This window comes from Streptomyces sp. NPDC001544, from assembly GCF_042894285.1.
Classification (GTDB): Bacteria; Actinomycetota; Actinomycetes; order Streptomycetales; family Streptomycetaceae; genus Streptomyces.
In genome coordinates, this window is record NZ_JBIAVN010000010.1 from 1 (window position 1) to 18,847 (window position 18,847).

18 protein-coding genes, 1 rRNA gene and 1 pseudogene are annotated in these 18,847 nt (G+C 70.7%); 17 read left to right on the forward strand and 3 right to left on the reverse strand.

The genetic code is table 11. The features are described from left to right. The 11 genes and pseudogenes from rrf to ACFY0F_RS24210 all read left to right on the forward strand — a co-directional run. A 5S ribosomal RNA gene (gene rrf / locus ACFY0F_RS24160) occupies positions 1–87 on the forward strand; the annotation flags it as partial. Between the two features lie 61 nt (positions 88–148). After that, positions 149–793, forward strand: coding sequence for an HAD family hydrolase (locus tag ACFY0F_RS24165; RefSeq protein WP_388797919.1), 645 nt, complete (start codon positions 149–151; stop codon positions 791–793). Positions 794–862: 69 nt separating this feature from the next. After that, positions 863–1,552: a VC0807 family protein gene (locus ACFY0F_RS24170; RefSeq protein ID WP_388797922.1), complete on the forward strand. Its 690-nt coding sequence runs from the start codon at positions 863–865 to the stop codon at positions 1,550–1,552. Positions 1,553–1,633: 81 nt separating this feature from the next. After that, the gene (locus ACFY0F_RS24175) at positions 1,634–2,866 is read left to right on the forward strand and encodes an MFS transporter (protein WP_388797926.1); all 1,233 of its coding nucleotides are present in this window, start codon (positions 1,634–1,636) and stop codon (positions 2,864–2,866) included. After that, the gene (locus ACFY0F_RS24180) at positions 2,817–3,992 is read left to right on the forward strand and encodes an acetoin utilization protein AcuC (RefSeq protein WP_388797929.1); all 1,176 of its coding nucleotides are present in this window, start codon (positions 2,817–2,819) and stop codon (positions 3,990–3,992) included. The genes ACFY0F_RS24175 and ACFY0F_RS24180 overlap by 50 nt, the downstream gene beginning before the upstream one ends. Before the next feature lie 282 nt (positions 3,993–4,274). Continuing rightward, a complete protein-coding gene (locus ACFY0F_RS24185) occupies positions 4,275–5,090 on the forward strand; it encodes a phosphatase (protein ID WP_388797932.1) in 816 nt (271 codons plus the stop codon). A gap of 129 nt (positions 5,091–5,219) precedes the next feature. Continuing rightward, entirely contained in the window at positions 5,220–5,432 is a 213-nt protein-coding gene (locus ACFY0F_RS24190; RefSeq protein ID WP_004984898.1) for a helix-turn-helix domain-containing protein, read from the forward strand. A gap of 133 nt (positions 5,433–5,565) precedes the next feature. Next, positions 5,566–5,664, forward strand: a complete 99-nt coding sequence (locus tag ACFY0F_RS24195; protein ID WP_003948845.1) for a 30S ribosomal protein bS22 — start codon at positions 5,566–5,568, stop codon at positions 5,662–5,664. Positions 5,665–5,861: 197 nt separating this feature from the next. Continuing rightward, entirely contained in the window at positions 5,862–6,923 is a 1,062-nt protein-coding gene (locus ACFY0F_RS24200) for an NAD-dependent epimerase/dehydratase family protein (protein ID WP_388797935.1), read from the forward strand. 14 nt (positions 6,924–6,937) lie between these two features. Further along, positions 6,938–7,999: a lysophospholipid acyltransferase family protein gene (locus ACFY0F_RS24205; protein ID WP_388797938.1), complete on the forward strand. Its 1,062-nt coding sequence runs from the start codon at positions 6,938–6,940 to the stop codon at positions 7,997–7,999. Between the two features lie 88 nt (positions 8,000–8,087). Next, positions 8,088–8,307, forward strand: a pseudogene (locus ACFY0F_RS24210) (glycerol acyltransferase); the annotation flags it as partial. 61 nt (positions 8,308–8,368) lie between these two features. On the opposite strand, the gene ACFY0F_RS24215 reads toward ACFY0F_RS24210, so the two are convergent. From ACFY0F_RS24215 to ACFY0F_RS24225, 3 genes are all read right to left on the reverse strand, one after another. After that, on the reverse strand, positions 8,369–9,613 hold the full coding sequence (locus tag ACFY0F_RS24215; RefSeq protein ID WP_388797941.1) for a DUF5667 domain-containing protein: 1,245 nt from the start codon (positions 9,611–9,613) through the stop codon (positions 8,369–8,371). A 263-nt stretch (positions 9,614–9,876) separates the two neighbouring features. After that, positions 9,877–10,653: an ECF subfamily RNA polymerase sigma factor, BldN family gene (locus tag ACFY0F_RS24220; protein ID WP_388797944.1), complete on the reverse strand. Its 777-nt coding sequence runs from the start codon at positions 10,651–10,653 to the stop codon at positions 9,877–9,879. A 300-nt stretch (positions 10,654–10,953) separates the two neighbouring features. After that, a complete protein-coding gene (locus tag ACFY0F_RS24225) occupies positions 10,954–11,907 on the reverse strand; it encodes an HAD family hydrolase (RefSeq protein ID WP_388797947.1) in 954 nt (317 codons plus the stop codon). A 103-nt stretch (positions 11,908–12,010) separates the two neighbouring features. Between ACFY0F_RS24225 and ACFY0F_RS24230 the strand changes: the two genes are divergently transcribed. The 6 genes from ACFY0F_RS24230 to ACFY0F_RS24255 all read left to right on the forward strand — a co-directional run bounded on the left by ACFY0F_RS24230 (position 12,011) and on the right by ACFY0F_RS24255 (position 18,794). Next, on the forward strand, positions 12,011–12,283 hold the full coding sequence (locus tag ACFY0F_RS24230) for a glutaredoxin family protein (RefSeq protein WP_388797950.1): 273 nt from the start codon (positions 12,011–12,013) through the stop codon (positions 12,281–12,283). 234 nt (positions 12,284–12,517) lie between these two features. Continuing rightward, complete coding sequence (locus ACFY0F_RS24235) at positions 12,518–13,279, forward strand: redox-sensing transcriptional repressor Rex (RefSeq protein ID WP_388797953.1); 762 nt, start codon at positions 12,518–12,520, stop codon at positions 13,277–13,279. Next, positions 13,276–15,021 carry a glutamyl-tRNA reductase gene (locus ACFY0F_RS24240; protein WP_388797956.1) on the forward strand — a complete coding sequence of 582 codons (1,746 nt, stop codon included), beginning with the start codon at positions 13,276–13,278 and terminating at the stop codon, positions 15,019–15,021. The genes ACFY0F_RS24235 and ACFY0F_RS24240 overlap by 4 nt, the downstream gene beginning before the upstream one ends. Next, on the forward strand, positions 15,018–15,980 hold the full coding sequence (gene hemC / locus ACFY0F_RS24245) for a hydroxymethylbilane synthase (RefSeq protein ID WP_388797959.1): 963 nt from the start codon (positions 15,018–15,020) through the stop codon (positions 15,978–15,980). The genes ACFY0F_RS24240 and hemC overlap by 4 nt, the downstream gene beginning before the upstream one ends. Further along, positions 15,977–17,686 carry a uroporphyrinogen-III synthase gene (locus tag ACFY0F_RS24250; RefSeq protein ID WP_388797962.1) on the forward strand — a complete coding sequence of 570 codons (1,710 nt, stop codon included), beginning with the start codon at positions 15,977–15,979 and terminating at the stop codon, positions 17,684–17,686. The genes hemC and ACFY0F_RS24250 overlap by 4 nt, the downstream gene beginning before the upstream one ends. A 430-nt stretch (positions 17,687–18,116) precedes the next feature. Next, complete coding sequence (locus ACFY0F_RS24255) at positions 18,117–18,794, forward strand: hypothetical protein (protein ID WP_388797965.1); 678 nt, start codon at positions 18,117–18,119, stop codon at positions 18,792–18,794. Positions 18,795–18,847 lie beyond the last annotated feature (53 nt).

Genomic DNA, 18,847 nt, shown 5'->3' on the forward strand with positions numbered 1-18,847 from the left:
GGTTACATTCCGAACCCGGAAGCTAAGCCTCACAGCGCCGATGGTACTGCAGGGGGGACCCTGTGGGAGAGTAGGACACCGCCGAACAAATATTGGGAAAACCCCCGCACCACACGGTGCGGGGGTTTTCTGCGTTTAGGGTCTAGCTATGCGCTATGACCTGATCATCTTCGACAACGACGGCGTCCTCGTCGACAGTGAGCCCATCTCCAACCGGCTCCTCGCCGCCTACCTCACCGAGCTCGGGCACCCGACCTCGTACGAGGACTCCATCCGTGACTACATGGGTTCGGCGATGCACCGGATCCACGAACTGGTCATGGAGCGCACGGGACAGCGGCTGCCGGACGACTTCGACGACGTTTTCCATGGGCGGGTGTTCGCCGCGTTCGAGCGGGAGCTGAAGCCGGTGGCCGGCGCGAGCGGCGTACTGGAGAAGCTGACCGTGGACGGTGTGCCGTACTGCGTGGCGTCCTCCGGGAGCCATGAGCGGATCCGGGTGGGACACCGGACGACGGGGCTCGACCGGTGGTTCGACGAGTCGCGGATCTTCAGCTCACAGGACGTGGGACGGGGCAAGCCGGCGCCAGACCTGTTCCTCCACGCGGCCGAGCGGATGGGGGTCGTGCCGGAGCGGTGCGCGGTCGTGGAGGACAGTCCGCTGGGGGTTCAGGCGGCCCGGGCGGCCGGGATGGAGGTGTACGGGTTCACCGCGATGACCCCTGCGGCGAAGCTCGCGGACGCCGATCAACTGTTCTCCGACATGGGTGAGTTGGCCGCCCTGCTGGCCTGACAAATGTCATGCCGGGCTCCGGACGATCGTTTCTACTGCGGTACGGGCCTGCTCGGCGAAGCTGAGGGCATGACGACGAAGACGAGCAAGCAGAACCCCTTCCTCCCGCTGATCGTGGACGTGGCGGTGCCTCTCGGGTCGTACTACCTCGGCAAGGACGCCTTCGGGATGAGCACGTTCGCGGCGCTCGCCTTCAGCAGCGTGGTGCCGGCCCTGCGGACCGTGTGGAGCACGGTCAGGGAGCGGAAGACCAACGGTCTCGCCGGGCTCATCCTGGTGGTGAACGTCGTCTCGCTGGTGCTCGGCTTCGTCTCCGGTGACCCGCGGCTCCTGCTCGCCAAGGACAGCGCTGTCAGCAGCACGATCGCGATCGGCATCCTGGTCTCCGTGGCTCTCGGCAAGCCCATGATGACCACGGGGCTGAAGCCGTTCCTCGTGAAGGGCGACGCCGCCAAGGAGGCCGCCTGGCAGCGGCTGGCGTCGGGCGCCGCGGCCGGCTCGGCGGTCTTCCTGCGCAAGGAGCGGGCCTTCTCGATCGTCTGGGGCGCGGCGCTGCTCGCCGAATGCGTCGTGCGGGTCGTCGGCGCCTACACCCTCCCCGTGGACACCATGGTGTGGCTGGGCGGGGTCATCCTGGCCGTCGCGATCCTTGTCGCCATGGTCGTCGGCGGCGCGCTCGGCGCCGGGCCGATGGAAGCCCTGGTACGGGCCGAGGCGGCGAACACGACCGTGCAGCGTGAGGTCGCTCTGGCCGGCTGAGCGCTTCCCGCGCAGAGCTGAGTGAAATTCATCTTTGGCTTGATCTACCCACCGGTACGCCGGGGCCCTACGCTCGCCGCCATGACAGATGTGCTGCGGCGCGGCAGGGCCTCGCTGGCGTTCAGCTTCTTCGCGCAGGGCGCCACGTTCGCGCTGCTGGTGACGCGCATCCCGGCGATCCAGGACCGGTACGGCGTCTCCGACGGACTGCTGCCCGTCTTCCTGGCCGCGGTGCCGATCCTCGCCGGGGTCGGCAGCGTGACCACGGAGCAGCTCGTGCGGCGCGTACGGCCCAGCCGGCTGCTGCGGTGGTCCCAGCCCGTGGTGCTGCTGGCGCTGCTGGGCGTCGGGGCGGGCGGGGAGATGGCCGAGCTGGGGGCGGCGCTGGCATGCTTCGGGCTGGCGGTCGGTGCGCTGGACGCCTCGATGAACATGCTCGGGGTGAGTCTGCAGCGGACGTACGGGCGCAGCATCATGCTCAGCTTCCACGCGGCGTACAGCCTGGGCGGGATCGTCGGGGCCTCGCTGGCCTGGGTGGGGGCGCACTGGCATCTGGCGCTGTGGGTGTCGTATCTGCCGGTCGTGGCGGTGCTGTTGCCGGCGGCCCTGCTCGGCAGCCGGTGGTACGTCGACGGGGACCAGGGGCCGGTGGACGGCCGGGAGGAGCAGCGGGACGGCGGGGGCGTCGTCTTCAAGCTGCTGCTGCCGCTGTGCCTGGTGATGTCGTTCGCGTACATCGGGGACTCGACCGTCTCCAACTGGAGCGCGAAGTACCTGCAGGACACGCTGGGGAGTTCGGAGCAGCTGGCGACCGTCCCGTACAACGTGTACATGGTGACCACGCTGCTGGGACGGACCATCGGGGACTTCGGGGTGCGGCGGTTCGGGGCCGTGGTCGTCGTGCGGCTGGGGGCGCTGGTGGCGGCGCTCGGGTTCGCGGTGGTCGCCGTCGCGCCGGGGGCGTGGGTGGGGATGCTCGGGTTCACCCTGTTGGGGCTGGGGCTGTGCGTGCTGGTGCCGCAGACCTTCGCGGCCGCGGGGCGGCACGCTTTTGAAAGTCACGGTCCGGGGGCTTCGGACGCTGCCATCGCGCGGCTGAACATCTTCAACTACGTGGGTTTCCTCGTCGGTTCGCCGTTGGTGGGGGCGTTGGGGGACGCCTGGAGCTATCGGGGGGCGATGCTTGTGCCGATGGTGTTGGTGCTGGTGACGTTGGTGTACGCCAGGTCGTTCGAGGCTCAACCGGACCGATACGGTGGCGGGCATGAGCGGCCGCGCACAGCTGATGTGGGACGAGGCAGTAACGGGCTATGACTTCGGCCCGGACCATCCGATGGACCCGGTCCGGCTGGAGCTGACCCGGCGACTGGTCGGCGCCTTCGGGCTCGACCGGGAGATGGGCGTCGTCGCGGCGAAACCCGCCGGGGAGTCGACGCTGCGGCTGGTCCACCGGGAGGACTACATCGAGGCGGTGAAGGCCGCGTCGGCGGATCCGCGTGCGGCGGACGGGTCGTACGGGCTGGGCACGGTGGACGATCCCGCGTTCGCCGGGATACACGAGGCGTCCGCGCTGATCGCCGGGCAGTCGGTGGGCGCGGCGGAGGCCGTGTGGCGGGGGGACGCGGATCACGGGGTGAACTTCGCGGGCGGGCTGCACCACGCGATGCCCGGCGCCGCCTCGGGGTTCTGCATCTACAACGACGCGGCGCTGGCGATCGCGCGGCTGCTGGAGCTGGGGGCGGAGCGGGTCGCGTACGTCGACGTGGACGTGCATCACGGGGACGGGGTGCAGGCGGCGTTCTGGGAGGATCCGCGGGTTCTGACGATCTCGCTGCACGAGCATCCCCGTACGTTGTTCCCGCAGACCGGATGGCCGGAGGAGACCGGGGCGGCGGGGCCGGCGGAGGGTTCGGCCGTGAATGTCGCGCTGCCGGCGGGGACCGGGGACGCGGGGTGGTTGCGGGCGTTCCACGCGGTGGTGCCGGAGCTGATCGCCGACTTCCGGCCGCAGGTGCTGGTGACGCAGCACGGGGCGGACACGCACTTCGAGGATCCGCTCGCGCATCTCGCGGTGTCGCTGGACGCGCAGCGGGCGGTGCAGGTGGCGTGTCATTCGCTGGCGCACGAGTACGCCGGGGGGAAGTGGGTGGCGCTCGGTGGGGGAGGGTACGCCGTGGTGGAGGTGGTGCCGCGGTCGTGGACGCACCTCGTGGGGATCGCGGCGGGGCGGGAGGTCGCGCCCGAGGCGATGATTCCGGACGGGTGGCGGCAGGAGGTCTTCGCGCGTACGCGGCAGTTGGCGCCGGCGCGGATGACTGATGGGCGGTGGCCGGTGGAGTGGGGGTCGTGGGAGGAGGGGTACGACCCGGCGGATCGGTTGGACCAGGCGGTGCTGGCTACCCGGCGGGCGGCGTTTCCCCTGCGGGGGCTGTTGCCGTAGGGCGCCGCCCGGGTGGGGGGCCGTGTCTTTCGCCCCCGCAGCCCCTGCCCTTCCCGGCCCCAGGGGCTGCGCCCCTTCGACCCCGCTGGGGGCTGCGCCCCCGGACCCCCGCGGGGCTCCGCCCCTGCACCCCGCTTCGGCATGAACGGCCTCGTCCGCAAACTCCACCAGAGTGGGCACCCCCGGCCGGACTGAGCAATGCCGGCCGGTGCGTTGCGCCAACCGTGGGGTCTTCGCCTGTTTTCCCCACCCCCGGGGCTCCGGTCCGCGAGCATCGCTCCCGTGTTGAGCACGGGAGCACTGCGCGCGCATCTGTTGGCTGCCCGGCTTGCCGGGACCGTGGCGACCCTCAGGGAGGAGAGTCTGCGCAGTTATCGACTCTTCGCCGCCCGGGATCCCAGGGTGTTGATCGGGATCGACCCGGAGTGGTCGTGGGGGATGCGGGACCTGATCGCGTTGATGGCGGACAAGTGCGGGGTTTCAGCCGATCCTGCGCACATTTCAGGGCATGATGTGATCGACCCGGAGCGGACGCTGGCCGCGCTGGACGCCTTCGCGGACCGGGTCGCGACGGTCGCACGGTGTAGGGCGCCGGTGCTGCTGGGGACCGGGCACCCCCACCGGCTCCTGGGGTTCTACGCCGCCTTGGCGGACGCCTTGTCGGCGGCGGGATGTGAGGTCCTCACACCGGCGCAGGGTCGCTGTGTCGACATAACGACCCGGTTCGGCCTACGCACCTACAACCTTGATTACGTACGAGGCGTCGCGCTGCTACGAGACCCGGCAGCGGAACGCCCCGGTTGTGAGCCCGGCGCACACACGCACTCACCGCTCCCGCTTCGGACCGTGCTCGCCGCGGCCGCCGAGGCGGGAGGCCCACTGCCGGCGTTGGTGATCGGGGACCACGGCTGGGTCTGCGGTGCAGGTCAGCTGGGTTTCGAGGCCATCGGACTGGCCGACACGGACGATCCGGCGCTGTTCGTCGGGGAGGCCGAGGGCTCGGTGTCGGTCGCCGTTCCACTTGATGACGCGGTGCGGTCTTCTTACTACCGTCCGCTTACCCGCTACGTACTCAATCGAGCGTGTCTGTCACAGTAGGCCGCCGATGGGTGCACCTCTTCCCCACTCGCATCACCCGCCCCTACATTGGGGAGTGAGCACGCAACGACGAAGAGTCACCGGAAGGGGAAGCCGGTGGCCGTCGAGTGCGGAAGGTTCAGGTGTGTCATGGCTGCAGCTGGCGAGAGGCCTCTGAACGAGGTTCAGTTCCTTACCGTGGCGGAAGTCGCCTCGGTGATGCGAGTGTCGAAGATGACCGTGTACCGGTTGGTGCACAGCGGTCATCTGCCCGCGATCCGGGTGGGGAGGTCCTTCCGAGTCCCGGAGCAAGCGGTACACGAGTACCTTCGCGAGAGCTATGTGGGGGTGGAAACCGCCTGACGGCGACCGCCGGAGACCTCTCCGGAACACCTCGATTCGGCCCTCAGCGCTCGGACGGGTAGGCTAGCCCCTCGTAGGTCGTATGGGCCCATGGCGCCCAGCACCGAGTGATGAGAAGTGAGCGAGGGTAGTCGTGGGCTCTGTTATCAAGAAGCGGCGCAAGCGGATGGCCAAGAAGAAGCACCGCAAGCTGCTCAAGCGCACGCGCGTTCAGCGTCGCAACAAGAAGTAGCCGGCGCCGAGAGCGCGGCTTTGTGGCCTCCCACGGGGAAACCCGTGGGAGGCCACAGTCATATTCCCAAGGGGGAATTCCGCCACCCCGGCGCCGGGCGGTCATCACAGGGCGACATCCACCCGCTAAGTTGGCCGCACACGGGGAACGCGGGCTGGACTAGGTCTGGGACGAGGGCTGGAAGGAAGGCGCTGATCTTGGGAAAGGTCGTGCTCGTGACCGGAGTGGCCCGTCAACTGGGGGGCCGTTTCGTACGACGCATCCAGCGTGACCCGGAAGTGGACCGGGTCGTCGCCGTGGACGCGGTGCAGCCCGAGCACCACCTGGGGGGCGCCGACTTCATCCAGGCGGACATCCGGCAGCCGACCATCGCGCGCGTGCTCGCCGAGACGGGCGCCGACACGGTCGTCCACATGGACGTGACCGGCATGGCGCTGGGCACCGGCAGCCGGACCACGGTCAAGGAGACCAATGTCATCGGCACCATGCAGCTGCTCGGCGCCTGCCAGAAGTCGCCGACGGTGAAACGGCTGGTGGTGAAGTCCAGTACGAACGTGTACGGGTCGGCGCCCCGCGACCCGGCGGTGTTCACCGAGACCACTCCCGCCAAGTCCCTGCCCAGCGGCGGCTTCGCCAAGGACGTCTGCGAGGTCGAGGGATACGTACGGGGCTTCGCGCGCCGGCGGCCGGACGTCGCCGTGTGCGTGCTGAGGTTCGCCAACATCCTCGGGTCGAACGCGGACACCCCCCTGGCCTCCTACTTCTCGCTGCCCGTCCTGCCGACCGTGTTCGGCTACGACCCCCGGCTGCAGTTCGTGCATGAGGACGACGTGATCGAGGTGCTCAGGATCGCCTCGCACGAGCCGCGTCGCGGCACGCTCAACAGCGGCACTTTCAACATCGCCGGCGACGGGGTCCTGCTGCTCTCACAGTGCTCCAGGCGGCTGGGCCGCCCCACGGTGCCGCTGCTGCTGCCCGCCGTGACGTGGGCCGGCTCTCTGGTGCGTACGCTGGGTATGACGGACTTCTCGCCCGAGCAGATCCGGCTGCTCACCCACGGGCGGGTGGTGGCGACCGACCAGATGCGAGAGACGCTCGGATTCCAGCCGAAGTACACGACCGCGGAGACGTTCGCGGACTTCGCCCGCAGCCACGGCCCCGGGCTGCTGCCGCCGGAGGCCCTCTCGGGGGCCGTCGACCGGATCGCCGCGCTGTCCCTGCGGGGCAGCGGCCACCTCCCGACGCAGAGCGCCAACTGAGGAGCGCAGCAACGATGGCGGACGCCAAGGTCATTCCGTTCGACGACGACCGGTCCCGCGGGGGCGCCGCGCAGCGGCCGCCGCGGCGCCGGAGCGCCGGGAGCCGGCTGGGGAACGGGGAAGGAGGCGTGGTCCGGGAGGTCCAGCCGCTGCCCAGCCGGGCGGCCGCGCCCAAGGACGCCCCCGTGACCGGCGAGGAGACGCCGCTCGAGAAGCCGGAGGCCACGGCGCCCGCCGGGGACCTGGAGCGGCGTGTCGCCGCCGGCCTGTCCTTCCTGCGCCGTCGGCTCACCGGGGACTACGAGGTCGACGACTTCGGCTACGACGCGGAGCTCACCGACCAGGTCCTGATGTCCCTGCTGCGGCCGGTGTACGAGAAGTACTTCCGGGTCGAGGTGAAGGGCGTCGAGAACATCCCGGCCGAGGGCGGCGCGCTGATCGTCGCCAACCACTCCGGGACGCTGCCGCTGGACGGCCTGATGATGCAGGTCGCCGTGCACGACCACCACCCGGCGGGCCGGCACCTGCGGCTGCTCGCCGCCGACCTGGTCTTCGTGCTGCCGGTCGTCAACGAACTCGCCCGCAAGCTGGGCCACACCCTGGCGTGCGCCGAGGACGCGGAGGGGCTGCTGGGCCAGGGCGAGCTGGTCGGGGTGATGCCGGAGGGCTTCAAGGGCATCGGCAAGCCCTTCAGCGAGCGCTACAAGCTCCAGCGGTTCGGCCGGGGCGGTTTCGTCTCCACCGCCCTGCGCAAGGGCGTTCCGATCGTCCCCTGCTCGATCGTCGGGGCGGAGGAGATCTACCCGATGCTGGGCAACGCCAAGACCCTGGCCCGGCTCCTCGGTTTCCCGTACTTCCCGCTGACCCCGACCTTCCCGTGGCTGGGCCCGCTGGGTGCGATTCCCCTCCCCACGAAGTGGACGATCCAGTTCGGTGAACCGATCCCCACGGACGGCTACCCGCCGGAGGCCGCCGAGGACCCGATGCTGATGTTCAACCTGACGGACCAGGTCAGGGAACAGATCCAGCACACGCTGTACAAGTTGCTGGTGCAGCGGCGGTCGGTGTTCTTCTGAGGGGGCGGTGGGGCGGTCGGCGGACGGAGTCCGGCGCGGCCGGGCGAAGCCCGCGAAGCGGCGCGAGGGCGGCAATGCAAAGGGGTCCCTGGCCCGGCTCCTCGGTTTCCCGTACTTCCCGCTGACCCCGACCTTCCCGTGGCTGGGCCCGCTGGGTGCGATTCCCCTCCCCACGAAGTGGACGATCCAGTTCGGCGAGCCGATCCCCACGGACGGCTACCCGCCGGAGGCCGCCGAGGACCCGATGCTGATGTTCAACCTGACGGACCTGCAAGTTGCTGGTGCAGCGGCGGTCGGTGTTCTTCTGAGGGGGCCGGTACGGCGACGGGGGCGCCCCCTCGTGGCGTGGGCACCCCCGCTCTCTTACCGCTAGTTGCTGCTGCCGCTGCCGTTGTTGTTCTCGCCGTCGATGCCCAGGCCGGGCAGGAGGCCCGGGAGGAGGGGCGGGACGGTGACGTCCGGTGCGGGGATCGGGCCCTTGCTCGTGGACGGGGAGGCGCTGCCGCTGCTCTTCGGCGGGTCGAGCAGGCCGCCCGTGCTGCCGTCGATCAGACCGTCGCCGGTGCTGCCGGAGGCGGAGCCGCTGGGGCTGCCGGGGCTGGACTGGTGGCCGGAGGCGGAGCCGGTGCCGGGCGTGGTCGACCGGTGCGTGCCGGAGGAGCTGCTGGGCGTCCTGCCCGGGCTCTGCCGCTTGCCGTCGCCGGGCTGGGCGGGCTGCTGGGGGAGCAGGGACTGCAGCGGGGCGACCTCTTCGTCTATGGCGTCGAACACCGACGAGACCTGCTGACTGACGTCCCCGAGCTGGACGGGCAGCTTGTCGCGGAGGGCGCCCCACGCCTCGCGGTGGGACCGTGAGAACGCGGAGAGGACCTGGATGGGGCCCAGCGAGTCGGGGTCGCGCTCGTACGCCGCGTGCAGCAGCCGGTGGCCTTCGGAGACGTCGTGCCGCATGCCGGACAGCGTGCGGCGGATCTCACCGATGGACTCGTGGTCGAGGTGCCCGCCGCGGCCGCGTTCCATCAGCCGCCGCGCCTCGCCCAGCCGGGTCGAGGCCTGGTCGAGATAGCGCCCGCCGCGCTCGCTGTCCCCGTCGGACATGTAGTTGAGCTTGAAGTCCTCGATGCCGCGCTTGAGGCCGTACAGCGAGTCGCCGGGCAGGGCGTCGGAACTCGCGGCGGCGACCCCGCCGAACGCCCCCGCGGCCACACCGACGCTGAGCCCGCCCGCGGCGAGTCCCTTGGCCAGCCGTGAACGCGGTCGCAGCTTCCCCAGCGGGCTCGCCCGATGGCCGCCGCGCGCCCGGTGGGCTCGTTGTCCGGGCACCGCAGGGTCCGCCGCCTCGCCCGCGGTGCCCTCCCGCAGCATGGCCTCCATCGCGGCCACCAGCTGAGCCCGCTGGACGACCTTGACGTCGGGGTCGAGCTGCGGCTTGGGCAGCGCGCCGAGACCTCCGGCGAGGGCCAACAACCGGCCTCGCTCGGTCTGTTCCGCGGTGGCCGGGTCCGGTCGCGCCGGCCCTTCGGTCTGCTCGGCCACCGTGTCCCGGTCGGACTGCTCCTCCAGGGCCTGGGCGAAGGCGTTCGCCCGCCGGTGCGCCGATACGTTCGCGATCACTGGCGGCACCTCCTCTCGTCATGACGGTCGACTCCCCAGGGGGTCCTGAGGGTTGCACGCCCTCGACCGATCCACACGAACGAGTGAGCATGGTCGACCGGGACGTGACCACAGGGAGCCTGTATCCCGAACAACGACTGGCGCGCCACTTGGGTTACGGACGACGGACGGCCGGATCGGAAAGTCAAACGGCCTTCACGCAACGTGAGTTGGGCGTCGCCCTATGTCGCCCGGCGTCGCCGCTCGTCGCTCGGCGCTCGCGGTCAGCGCGCGTCGTCCGGCAGGAGCCGGGCGAGCGTGCGCACGGCCCGGTACTGGAGGGTCTTGATGGCGCCCTCGTTCTTGCCCATGACCCGGGCGGTCTCGGCGACGGAGAGACCCTGGAGGAAGCGCAGGGTCACGCACTCCTGCTGCTGGGGGTTGAGCCGTCGTACGGCGTCCAGCAGGGCGGCGTTGGAGAGGGACTCCAGCACCGAGTCCTCGGGGGAGCGCTCGACCTCGTTGGCGTCGAGCATCTCGCCGGTGGTGACCTCGAGGCGGAAGCGGCTGGACTTGAAGTGGTCGGCGACCAGGTTGCGGGCGATGGTGACGAGCCAGGCGCCGAAGTCGCGGCCCTGCCAGGTGAAGGTGCCGATCCGGCGCAGGGCGCGCAGAAAGGTCTCGCTGGTGAGGTCCTCGGCGGTGGCCCGGCCGCCGACCCGGTAGTAGATGTACCGGTACACCGTGTCGCTGTACTGGTCGTAGAGCCGTCCGAAGGCGTCGGCCTCGCCGGCCTGGGCGCGCTCCACGAGGTCCATCATCCGGGCGCTGTCGCTGTCCGCGGCCGGGCGGCGCGTGGTGGCCGAGCCGGTCGCGCGCCCTCGTCTGCCCACCGCGGCGCCCTCGGCCAGTGCGTAGCACGGGCCTACGGGCGCGGCGGTGGCGAAGGCGGGGACGGCGTACGCGGTGGGGGCGAAGTCGCGCAACGACGCTTTGACCGTCGCGACCGTCGCGCGCAGCGCAGCCAGGCCCGAGGCGTCAACCCCGACGTGTGGGTACACGGGACTCCCAGAGGCAGAGCTTCCATCACGTGCAGTACGGGACCTTTCACCCGTCGTAGCGACGGAGGGGTACCGGTTTGCGTCCCAGGAGAATAACGCTTCGTGCAGGCGCTGCTACACCCAGTTGCTCAAATCATCGATTACGTCGCTTCCGTAACCGTTTGACGCCCCTTCACATGTCTGAGCGTGACCGATTGCTGATCGGAAAGGTGTGGATTTCGGCGAACCGCGGGCGCGTCGGGGTACGGATGGGGTATCCCCCACCCGACCCGTGTTCGACTGCGCGAGAGGGCGCGTCGCCTACCGGCGGCGCCGGTGCAGGGCGATCGCCGCCGCGGTGCCGCCCGCCACGGCGCCGACACCCGCCGCCGCGGGGATGCCGACCTTCGCCGCCTTGCGGCCGGTGCGGTAGTCCCGCAGGCGCCAGTCCTTGTCCCGGGCGTGCTTGCGCAGCTTGGCGTCCGGGTTGATGGCGTAGGGGTGGCCGACGAGGGAGAGCATCGGGATGTCGTTGTGGGAGTCGCTGTAGGCGGCGCAGCGGGACAGGTCCAGGCCCTCCGCGGCGGCCAGCGCGCGCACCGCCTCCGCCTTGGCGGGGCCGTGCAGGGGCTCGCCGACCAGCTTGCCGGTGTAGACGCCGTCGACCGACTCCGCCACCGTGCCCAGCGCACCCGTCAGGCCCAGCCGACGCGCGATGACCTGCGCGATCTCCACCGGGGCCGCCGTGACCAGCCACACCTTCTGGCCCGCGTCCAGGTGGGCCTGGGCCAGCGCCCGGGTGCCCGGCCAGATGCGGTCGGCCATGTACTCGTCGTAGATCTCCTCGCCGATCGACTCCAGCTCGGCCACCCGGTGGCCCTTGACGATCGACAGCGCGGAGTCGCGCGCGTCCTGCATGTGCTCGGGGTCCTCGACCCCGGCCAGCCGGAACCAGGCCTGCTGCCAGGCGAATTTCGCCAGGTCGCGGGTCTCGAAGAACTTCCGCTTGTACAGGCCCCGCCCGAAGTGGAACAGCGCGGCGCCCTGCATCACCGTGTTGTCCAGGTCGAAGAACGCGGCGGCCTTGTCGTCGCCGAGCACCGGGAACTCCGGTTCCCGGTCCGTGACGTCGGTGTCCCGGGCGTCCTGCACGTCCACGACGTCCAGGAGGTCCTGCGAGGACTTGCGCGCGGCCTCCGCCGAGGCCTCGCCTGCCAACACGCTCCGCGCCGTGGCGGAGCGCCTACGGGGAGTGAGCCATCCGAGAGCGGCCATGGCGTGAGCATAGCCAGTTTGTTCGGAGCTTCCGGCGCGGTGAGGTTGGGACGCTGTGAACTCTCCGCGACCGTGTCGTTAAACCAGCGGGAGAATGGCCCTCATGAGTCCCCTCTTTCGACGTAAGGGCGCGCCGGGCGACCGGCTCGTCACGCTGATCCGGAAGCCCGGCTGCCATCTGTGCGACGACGCGCAGGCCGTGGTCGAGAAGGTCTGCGGCGATCTGGGCGTGCCCTGGGAGCAGAAGGACATCACCCAGGACCAGGCGCTCCACGACCAGTACTGGGAGCAGATCCCCGTCGTCCTGGTCGACGGCAGGCAGCACACCTTCTGGCGGGTGGACGAGGGTCGCCTCCGAAAGGAACTGACCGACTAGTCCAAGTCATGCGGAAGCTGGCTTAGGATCGATGGCGGCTTGGTCTCGGGGGCGGGAATCGCGAGGAGTGTGTCGGTTTTGCCCCCACGAGTGAGGTGCGTGAGCCCGGTCACGTTGGGCGGGCAAAACGGACACCATCTTTGTGCACGCGTTCACAAAGACATAGCCTGCATTCGACGGGGCGGTCTGGGGACGTGTGACCGCCTGCAGCCCCGCTCTACCCGCAGGAGCACCGTGGCAACTGGCCGAACTCACCGACCGGCGACCCGCAGCCGAGGGATTCCCGAGGCCACCGTCGCCCGGCTTCCGCTGTACCTCCGAGCCCTCACGGCACTCTCGGAGCGCTCGGTGCCCACGGTCTCCTCCGAGGAGCTGGCCGCCGCCGCGGGAGTGAACTCCGCGAAGCTGCGCAAGGACTTCTCCTACCTGGGTTCGTACGGAACGCGCGGTGTCGGCTACGACGTCGAGTACCTCGTCTACCAGATCTCCCGCGAGCTGGGCCTGACCCAGGACTGGCCGGTCGTCATCGTCGGTATCGGCAATCTCGGCGCCGCCCTCGCCAACTACGGCGGGTTCGCCTCCCGCGGCTTCCGGGTCGCCGCGCTGATCGACGCCGACCCCGCCATGGCCGGGAAGCCCGTCGCGGGCATCCCCGTGCAGCACACCGACGAGCTCGAGAAGATCATCAAGGACAACGGCGTCTCCATCGGCGTGATCGCCACCCCCGCGGGCGCCGCCCAGCAGGTCTGCGACCGTCTCGTCGCCGCCGGTGTCACCTCCATCCTGAACTTCGCGCCGACCGTCCTGGCCGTCCCGGACGGCGTCGACGTGCGCAAGGTCGACCTCTCCATCGAGCTGCAGATCCTCGCCTTCCACGAGCAGCGCAAGGCCGGCGAGGAGACCGCCGCCGGCGACGGCGCGCTGCCCGCCGCCACCCGCGCCAAGTCCGCCGACCAGGGACCCGACGGGGACGTGCCCGCCGTGATGCCGGCATGAGTCTCCTCGTCGTCGGACTGAGTCACCGCAGCGCCCCGGTCAGCGTCCTGGAGCGCGCCGCGCTCTCCACGGACGCCCAGGTCAAGCTGCTGCACGACACGGTCGCCGCCGAACCGGCCACCGAGGCCGCGCTGCTCGCCACCTGCAACCGCATCGAGCTGTACGCCGACGTGGACAAGTTCCACGCCGGTGTCGCCGAGCTGTCCACGCTGCTCGCCCGGCACAGCGGCGTCGGGCTGGACGAGCTCACCCCCTACCTCTACGTGCACTACGAGGACCGGGCCGTCCACCACCTCTTCTCGGTGGCCTGCGGACTGGACTCGATGGTCGTCGGCGAGGGCCAGATCCTCGGCCAGATCAAGGACTCCCTGGCCCGCGCGCAGGACCTGCACACCGCCGGACGCCTGCTCAACGACCTGTTCCAGCAGGCCCTGCGGGTCGGCAAGCGCGCCCACTCCGAGACCGGCATCGACCGCGCCGGCCAGTCCCTGGTCACCTTCGGCCTGGAGCAGCTGGCCCTCGGCACACCGGTCGAGGCCTGGGCCCGCGGCAAGAAGGCCCTGGTCATCGGCGCAGGCTCGATGTCCTCCCTGGCCGCGGCCACGCTCGCGCGCGCCGGGGTCGCCGAGGTCGTCGTCGCCAACCGCACCCAGGACCGCGCCGAACGCCTCGCACAGATACTCACCGAGGGTGACGACACGCACGTACTGGCCCGCGCGGTACCGATGGACGCCGTCGCGTTCGAGCTGACACGTGCCGACGTCGCCGTCTCCTGCACCGGGGCGACGGGGCTGGTCCTGTCCGCCGAGGCCATCGCGAACGCGGTCGAGGGCCGCACCGGCGAGCTCACGGCGGCGGACGGCGACGGCCGTACCCCAGCCCCGGCCGACGGCGACGGCCGTACCCCCGCCCCGGCCGACGTACGACCGGCCCAGCCGCCCGCCGCGGGCACCGACGACGGCTGCCCGCTCGACCTGTCCGCCGTGCCGGGCGCCACCGGCTTCTCCGTGATGGGGGAGGCCGCCGTCGCCGGCATCGACGCGGCGACGCTCGAGCAGCACGGCGCCTGGGTGGACAACGCCACCGTCGACCGGCGGGGCGCCACCCGCCGCGGCCCCGAGGCCGACGCCGAGCTGATCACCGCGCTCGCCGCGACCGTCGCCACCGTCGGCCGCATCCCCGAGCGCCGCAGGCCCGAGCCGGTCGCGGAGATACCCCGTCCCGCCCCCGCGCTCTTCCTCCTCGACCTGGCGATGCCCCGCGACATCGACGCGGCCGTGCACCGATTGGCCGGAGTGCGGCTGGTCGACATAGAGTCGCTGGCCGAGGCTTCCGCCGACGCACCGATGGCGGCCGACGTCGACCAGGTACGCCGTATCGTCTCCGACGAGGTCGCCGCCTTCGGTGCCGCCCAGCGGGCCGCGCACATCACGCCGACCGTGGTGGCCCTGCGCACCATGGCCGCCGACGTGGTCTCCAGCGAGATCGCCCGGCTCTACGGACGGCTGCCCGACCTGGACGACCGCCAGCGCGGCGAGGTCCGCCAGGCCGTGCACCGCGTCGTCGACAAGCTGCTGCACGCGCCTACCGTCCGGGTCAAGCAACTCGCGGCCGAGCCCGGCGGCGCCGGGTACGCGGACGCGCTGCGCACCCTGTTCGACCTCGACCCCGAGACGGTGGCCGCCGTCTCCCGGGCCGACCACGACTCCGAGAAGAACGGCAAGAACCGAGGGCCAGCATGAGTACCACCAAGGCACTGAGACTCGGGACCAGGCGGAGCAGGCTCGCCATGGCCCAGTCCGGGCAAGTGGCGGATGCCGTGAGCCAGGTGACCGGGCGGCCCGTCGAGCTCGTCGAGATCACCACGTACGGCGACGTCTCCCGCGAACACCTCGCCCAGATCGGCGGCACCGGCGTCTTCGTCACCGCGCTGCGCGACGCCCTGCTCAAGGGCGAGGTCGACTTCGCGGTGCACTCGCTGAAGGACCTGCCGACCACGCAGCCCGGGGAACTGGCGCTGGCCGCCATACCGGTCCGCGAGGACCCGCGGGACGTGATCGTCGCCCGGGACGCGCTGAAGTTCACCGACCTCCCCCGCGGCGCCCGCATCGGCACCGGCTCGCCGCGCCGCATGGCGCAGCTCAACGCGTACGCCCGCGCCCACGGACTGGACATACGCACGGTCCCGATCCGCGGCAACGTGGACACGCGCATCGGATACGTCCACGACGGCGAACTCGACGCCGTCGTCCTCGCCGCCGCCGGCCTGAGCCGGATACGCCGGATGGACGAGGTGACCGACTTCCTGTCGGTCGACACGGTTCTGCCCGCCCCCGGCCAGGGGGCACTGGCGATCGAATGCGCCGCGGACGACGCGGACCTGATCGCCGCACTCGGCGTACTCGACGACCCCTTCACCCGGGCCGCCGTGACCGCCGAACGGTCCCTGCTCGCCGCCCTGGAAGCCGGCTGCAGCGCCCCCGTGGGCGCACTGGCCGACTTGCTGGCCGACGGGCAGATTGTCAAGGAAATGCGCCTGCGCGGCGTCGTCGGCACCCCCGACGGCACCCGCACGGTGCAGCTGTCCACCACCGGTCCCGTGCCCGGGACACATGACCAGGCAACGGCGCTCGGTCGCGAACTCGCCACCGAGATGCTTGCCCAGGGCGCGGCCGGTCTGATGGGGGAGCGAGCACATTGAGCCCCACCACCCTTCCCGCCGCCGGTCCGGAACACGGGCACGTCACCTTCCTCGGTGCCGGACCCGGGGATCCGGGACTGCTGACTCTGCGCGCCGTCGAGGCGCTGGCGAACGCGGACGTCCTCGTCGCCGAACACGACGTGCTCGACGTGATCCGCGCGCACGCCAGGCAAGGCGTCTCCGTGGTGCATACGGACACGGATCCTTCCGGGGACACGTATCCGCCCACGGGCACACCTCAGCTGACGGTCGTTGACGGCACGTCAGCAACCGCAGCCGTCCCGCCCGCGCGGGATGCCGTTCATCTTGTCATGGAGGCCGCGCGGGGCGGCAGGCGGGTCGTCCGTGCGGTGTCCGGGGACCCCGGACTCGACACGTACGCGGCCGAGGAGATGCTCGCCTGCGCCTCCGCCGGGGTGCCCTTCGAGGTCGTCCCCGGCATCGCGACCGCCGTCGGCGTGCCCGCGTACGCCGGTGTGCCGCTGCGCGACGCGCAGGGCGCGGACGTCCGGTTCGTGGACGCCCGTACGGCGTCCGACCGCTGCTGGACCGAGGTCGGCGCCTCCGACGGCACGGTCGTCGTCTCCACCACGCTGGACTCCGTGGCCGCCGCCGCGGGCGAACTGGTGGCGGCCGGCCGCAAGCCGGACACCCCGCTGACGGTCACCATCGCCGGTACGACCACCCGCCAGCGCACCTGGACGGCGACCCTCGGCACCATCGCGCAGACCTTCAAGCAGGCCAAGGTGCTGCCGTCCCCCGACGGCGGCCGGCCGGTGATAGCCGTGGTCGGCGAGCGGTCCGCCACCGCCCAGCGCGACCAGCTCTCCTGGTTCGAGTCCAAGCCGCTGTTCGGCTGGAAGGTCCTCGTGCCGCGCACCAAGGAGCAGGCGGTGTCGCTCTCCGACCAGCTCCGCTCGTACGGGGCCGTCCCGCACGAGGTGCCGACCATCGCGGTCGAACCGCCGCGCACGCCCCAGCAGATGGAGCGGGCGGTCAAGGGCCTGGTGACGGGCCGCTACGAGTGGATCGCGTTCACCTCGGTCAACGCGGTCAAGGCCGTCCGGGAGAAGTTCGAGGAGTACGGCCTCGACGCGCGCGCCTTCGCGGGCATCAAGGTGGCCGCGGTGGGTGAGCAGACCGCCAAGGCCCTGGTCGCCTTCGGCGTGAAGCCCGACCTGGTCCCGAGCGGCGAGCAGTCGGCGGCTGGCCTCCTGGAGGACTGGCCCCCCTACGACCCGGTCTTCGACCCGATCGACCGCGTGTTTCTGCCGCGCGCCGACATCGCCACGGAGACCCTGGTCGCCGGGCTGATCGAGCTCGGCTGGGAGGTCGACGACGTCACGGCCTACCGCACGGTCCGCGCCTCGCCGCCCCCGGCGGAGACCCGTGAGGCGATCAAGGGCGGCGGCTTCGACGCGGTCCTCTTCACCTCCTCCTCCACGGTCCGCAACCTGGTCGGCATCGCCGGCAAGCCGCACAACGTGACGGTGATCGCCTGCATCGGCCCGGCCACGGCCAAGACGGCCGAGGAACACGGCCTGCGCGTCGACGTCATGGCCCCCGAACCGTCCGTCCTGAAGCTGGCGGAGGCCCTGGCCGACTTCGGCATGAAGCGCCGCGCCGCCGCCCTTGAGGCGGGGGACCCGGTGACACGGCCGAGCGAGCGCCGGCCGGGGGCGCGGAGGCGGCGGTCGACGACGTAGCCGTAAACGGTGGGCTTGCAATGAGCAGACCCCCGAACGCCCCACCGTTCCGCTGAGGGACGGTGGGGCGTTCTTGTTGTTGTCACGGGCAGGGTGGGAAAGTTTTCAAAAGCAGCTAAGCCATCGAAGCTGTTCTGAGAAGCCGGCTTCTCAGAACAGCTTCGTCGAAATTGTTGACCTTGCATCGCTGGGGCTACTACTGTGGTTCGTGGGCGCCGCGGTCAAACGAAGTCGACTCAACCCGCCTTGCGCCAGAAGCAGTTGTGCCCTCGAGTCCGCCCGAGTCGAGCGGGCGGACTCGAGGGTCACAACCAAGCACTGCCAAGGGCTGTATGCGATGCAGTGACAGGGATCCAAGGCTTACTCAAAGGACTCTACCACGGTCGGGTCACGGGGGAAAGGATGTGCGGTGACTCTGGGTGACCGAGGGATGGATGAGGACAGTCGGTTAATCGAAGCCATCTCTCCAGAGCGGTTCCAGTCGTTCCTGCACAGGTGTGGAGGCAACCGCACCCGCGCACTGCGGCTGTACGCCTGGGACTCCGAGGTGGCCCGGGCTATGCAGAGCCCCTTGCGTGACCTCGAGGTGAGCCTGCGAAACCGGCTCCACCGCCAGCTCGTGGGACGTCATGGCCAAGAGGCCTGGTGGGACGTGCCGAAGGCGCGGCCCAACTACAAGGGCCAGAACATGCTGGCCCAGGCGATGGAGACCTTGGAGGACAGGCGACCGTACCGCCCGTTCGGCCCGTGCGACATCGTCGCGCAGCTGTCGTTCGGCTTCTGGGTCAGCCTGCTCGGGCGTGGCGGCCGTGACAACTACGAGATGAAGTACTGGAACTCTTCGCTCCGTCATCTGTTCCGGGAGCACCGCGGCGGCCGGGCGGACCTGTACGAGCGATTCAAGCTCATGCTTACGCTGCGGAACCGCATCGCGCATCACGAGTGCGTCTTCCACCGGCATCTGGATCGAGACCTGGACACCGCCTTGACGTTGATGCGGTACCTCTCACCGGAAATGGCCGACCGGCATGAGAAGTACGGGCAGGTACCCGCAGTGTTGGCACGCAAGAAGGCGGTGCTCTCCGGAGAAGAGCCGATGCGGCTGTGAGGCCGTGGCCGTAGAAGAGGCCACCTACGACGGGGACGGAAAGGAATGGGAAC

Coding starts and splice junctions, on each gene's coding strand:
- ACFY0F_RS24180 (WP_388797929.1), top strand. CDS start 2,817: ATGAGCGGCCGCGCACAGCTGATGTGGGACGAGGCAGTAACGGGCTAT.
- ACFY0F_RS24255 (WP_388797965.1), top strand. CDS start 18,117: ATGGATGAGGACAGTCGGTTAATCGAAGCCATCTCTCCAGAGCGGTTC.
- ACFY0F_RS24165 (WP_388797919.1), top strand. CDS start 149: ATGCGCTATGACCTGATCATCTTCGACAACGACGGCGTCCTCGTCGAC.
- ACFY0F_RS24230 (WP_388797950.1), top strand. CDS start 12,011: ATGAGTCCCCTCTTTCGACGTAAGGGCGCGCCGGGCGACCGGCTCGTC.
- ACFY0F_RS24225 (WP_388797947.1), bottom strand. CDS start 11,907: ATGGCCGCTCTCGGATGGCTCACTCCCCGTAGGCGCTCCGCCACGGCG.
- ACFY0F_RS24240 (WP_388797956.1), top strand. CDS start 13,276: ATGAGTCTCCTCGTCGTCGGACTGAGTCACCGCAGCGCCCCGGTCAGC.
- ACFY0F_RS24205 (WP_388797938.1), top strand. CDS start 6,938: ATGGCGGACGCCAAGGTCATTCCGTTCGACGACGACCGGTCCCGCGGG.
- ACFY0F_RS24190 (WP_004984898.1), top strand. CDS start 5,220: ATGGCTGCAGCTGGCGAGAGGCCTCTGAACGAGGTTCAGTTCCTTACC.
- ACFY0F_RS24170 (WP_388797922.1), top strand. CDS start 863: ATGACGACGAAGACGAGCAAGCAGAACCCCTTCCTCCCGCTGATCGTG.
- hemC (WP_388797959.1), top strand. CDS start 15,018: ATGAGTACCACCAAGGCACTGAGACTCGGGACCAGGCGGAGCAGGCTC.
- ACFY0F_RS24175 (WP_388797926.1), top strand. CDS start 1,634: ATGACAGATGTGCTGCGGCGCGGCAGGGCCTCGCTGGCGTTCAGCTTC.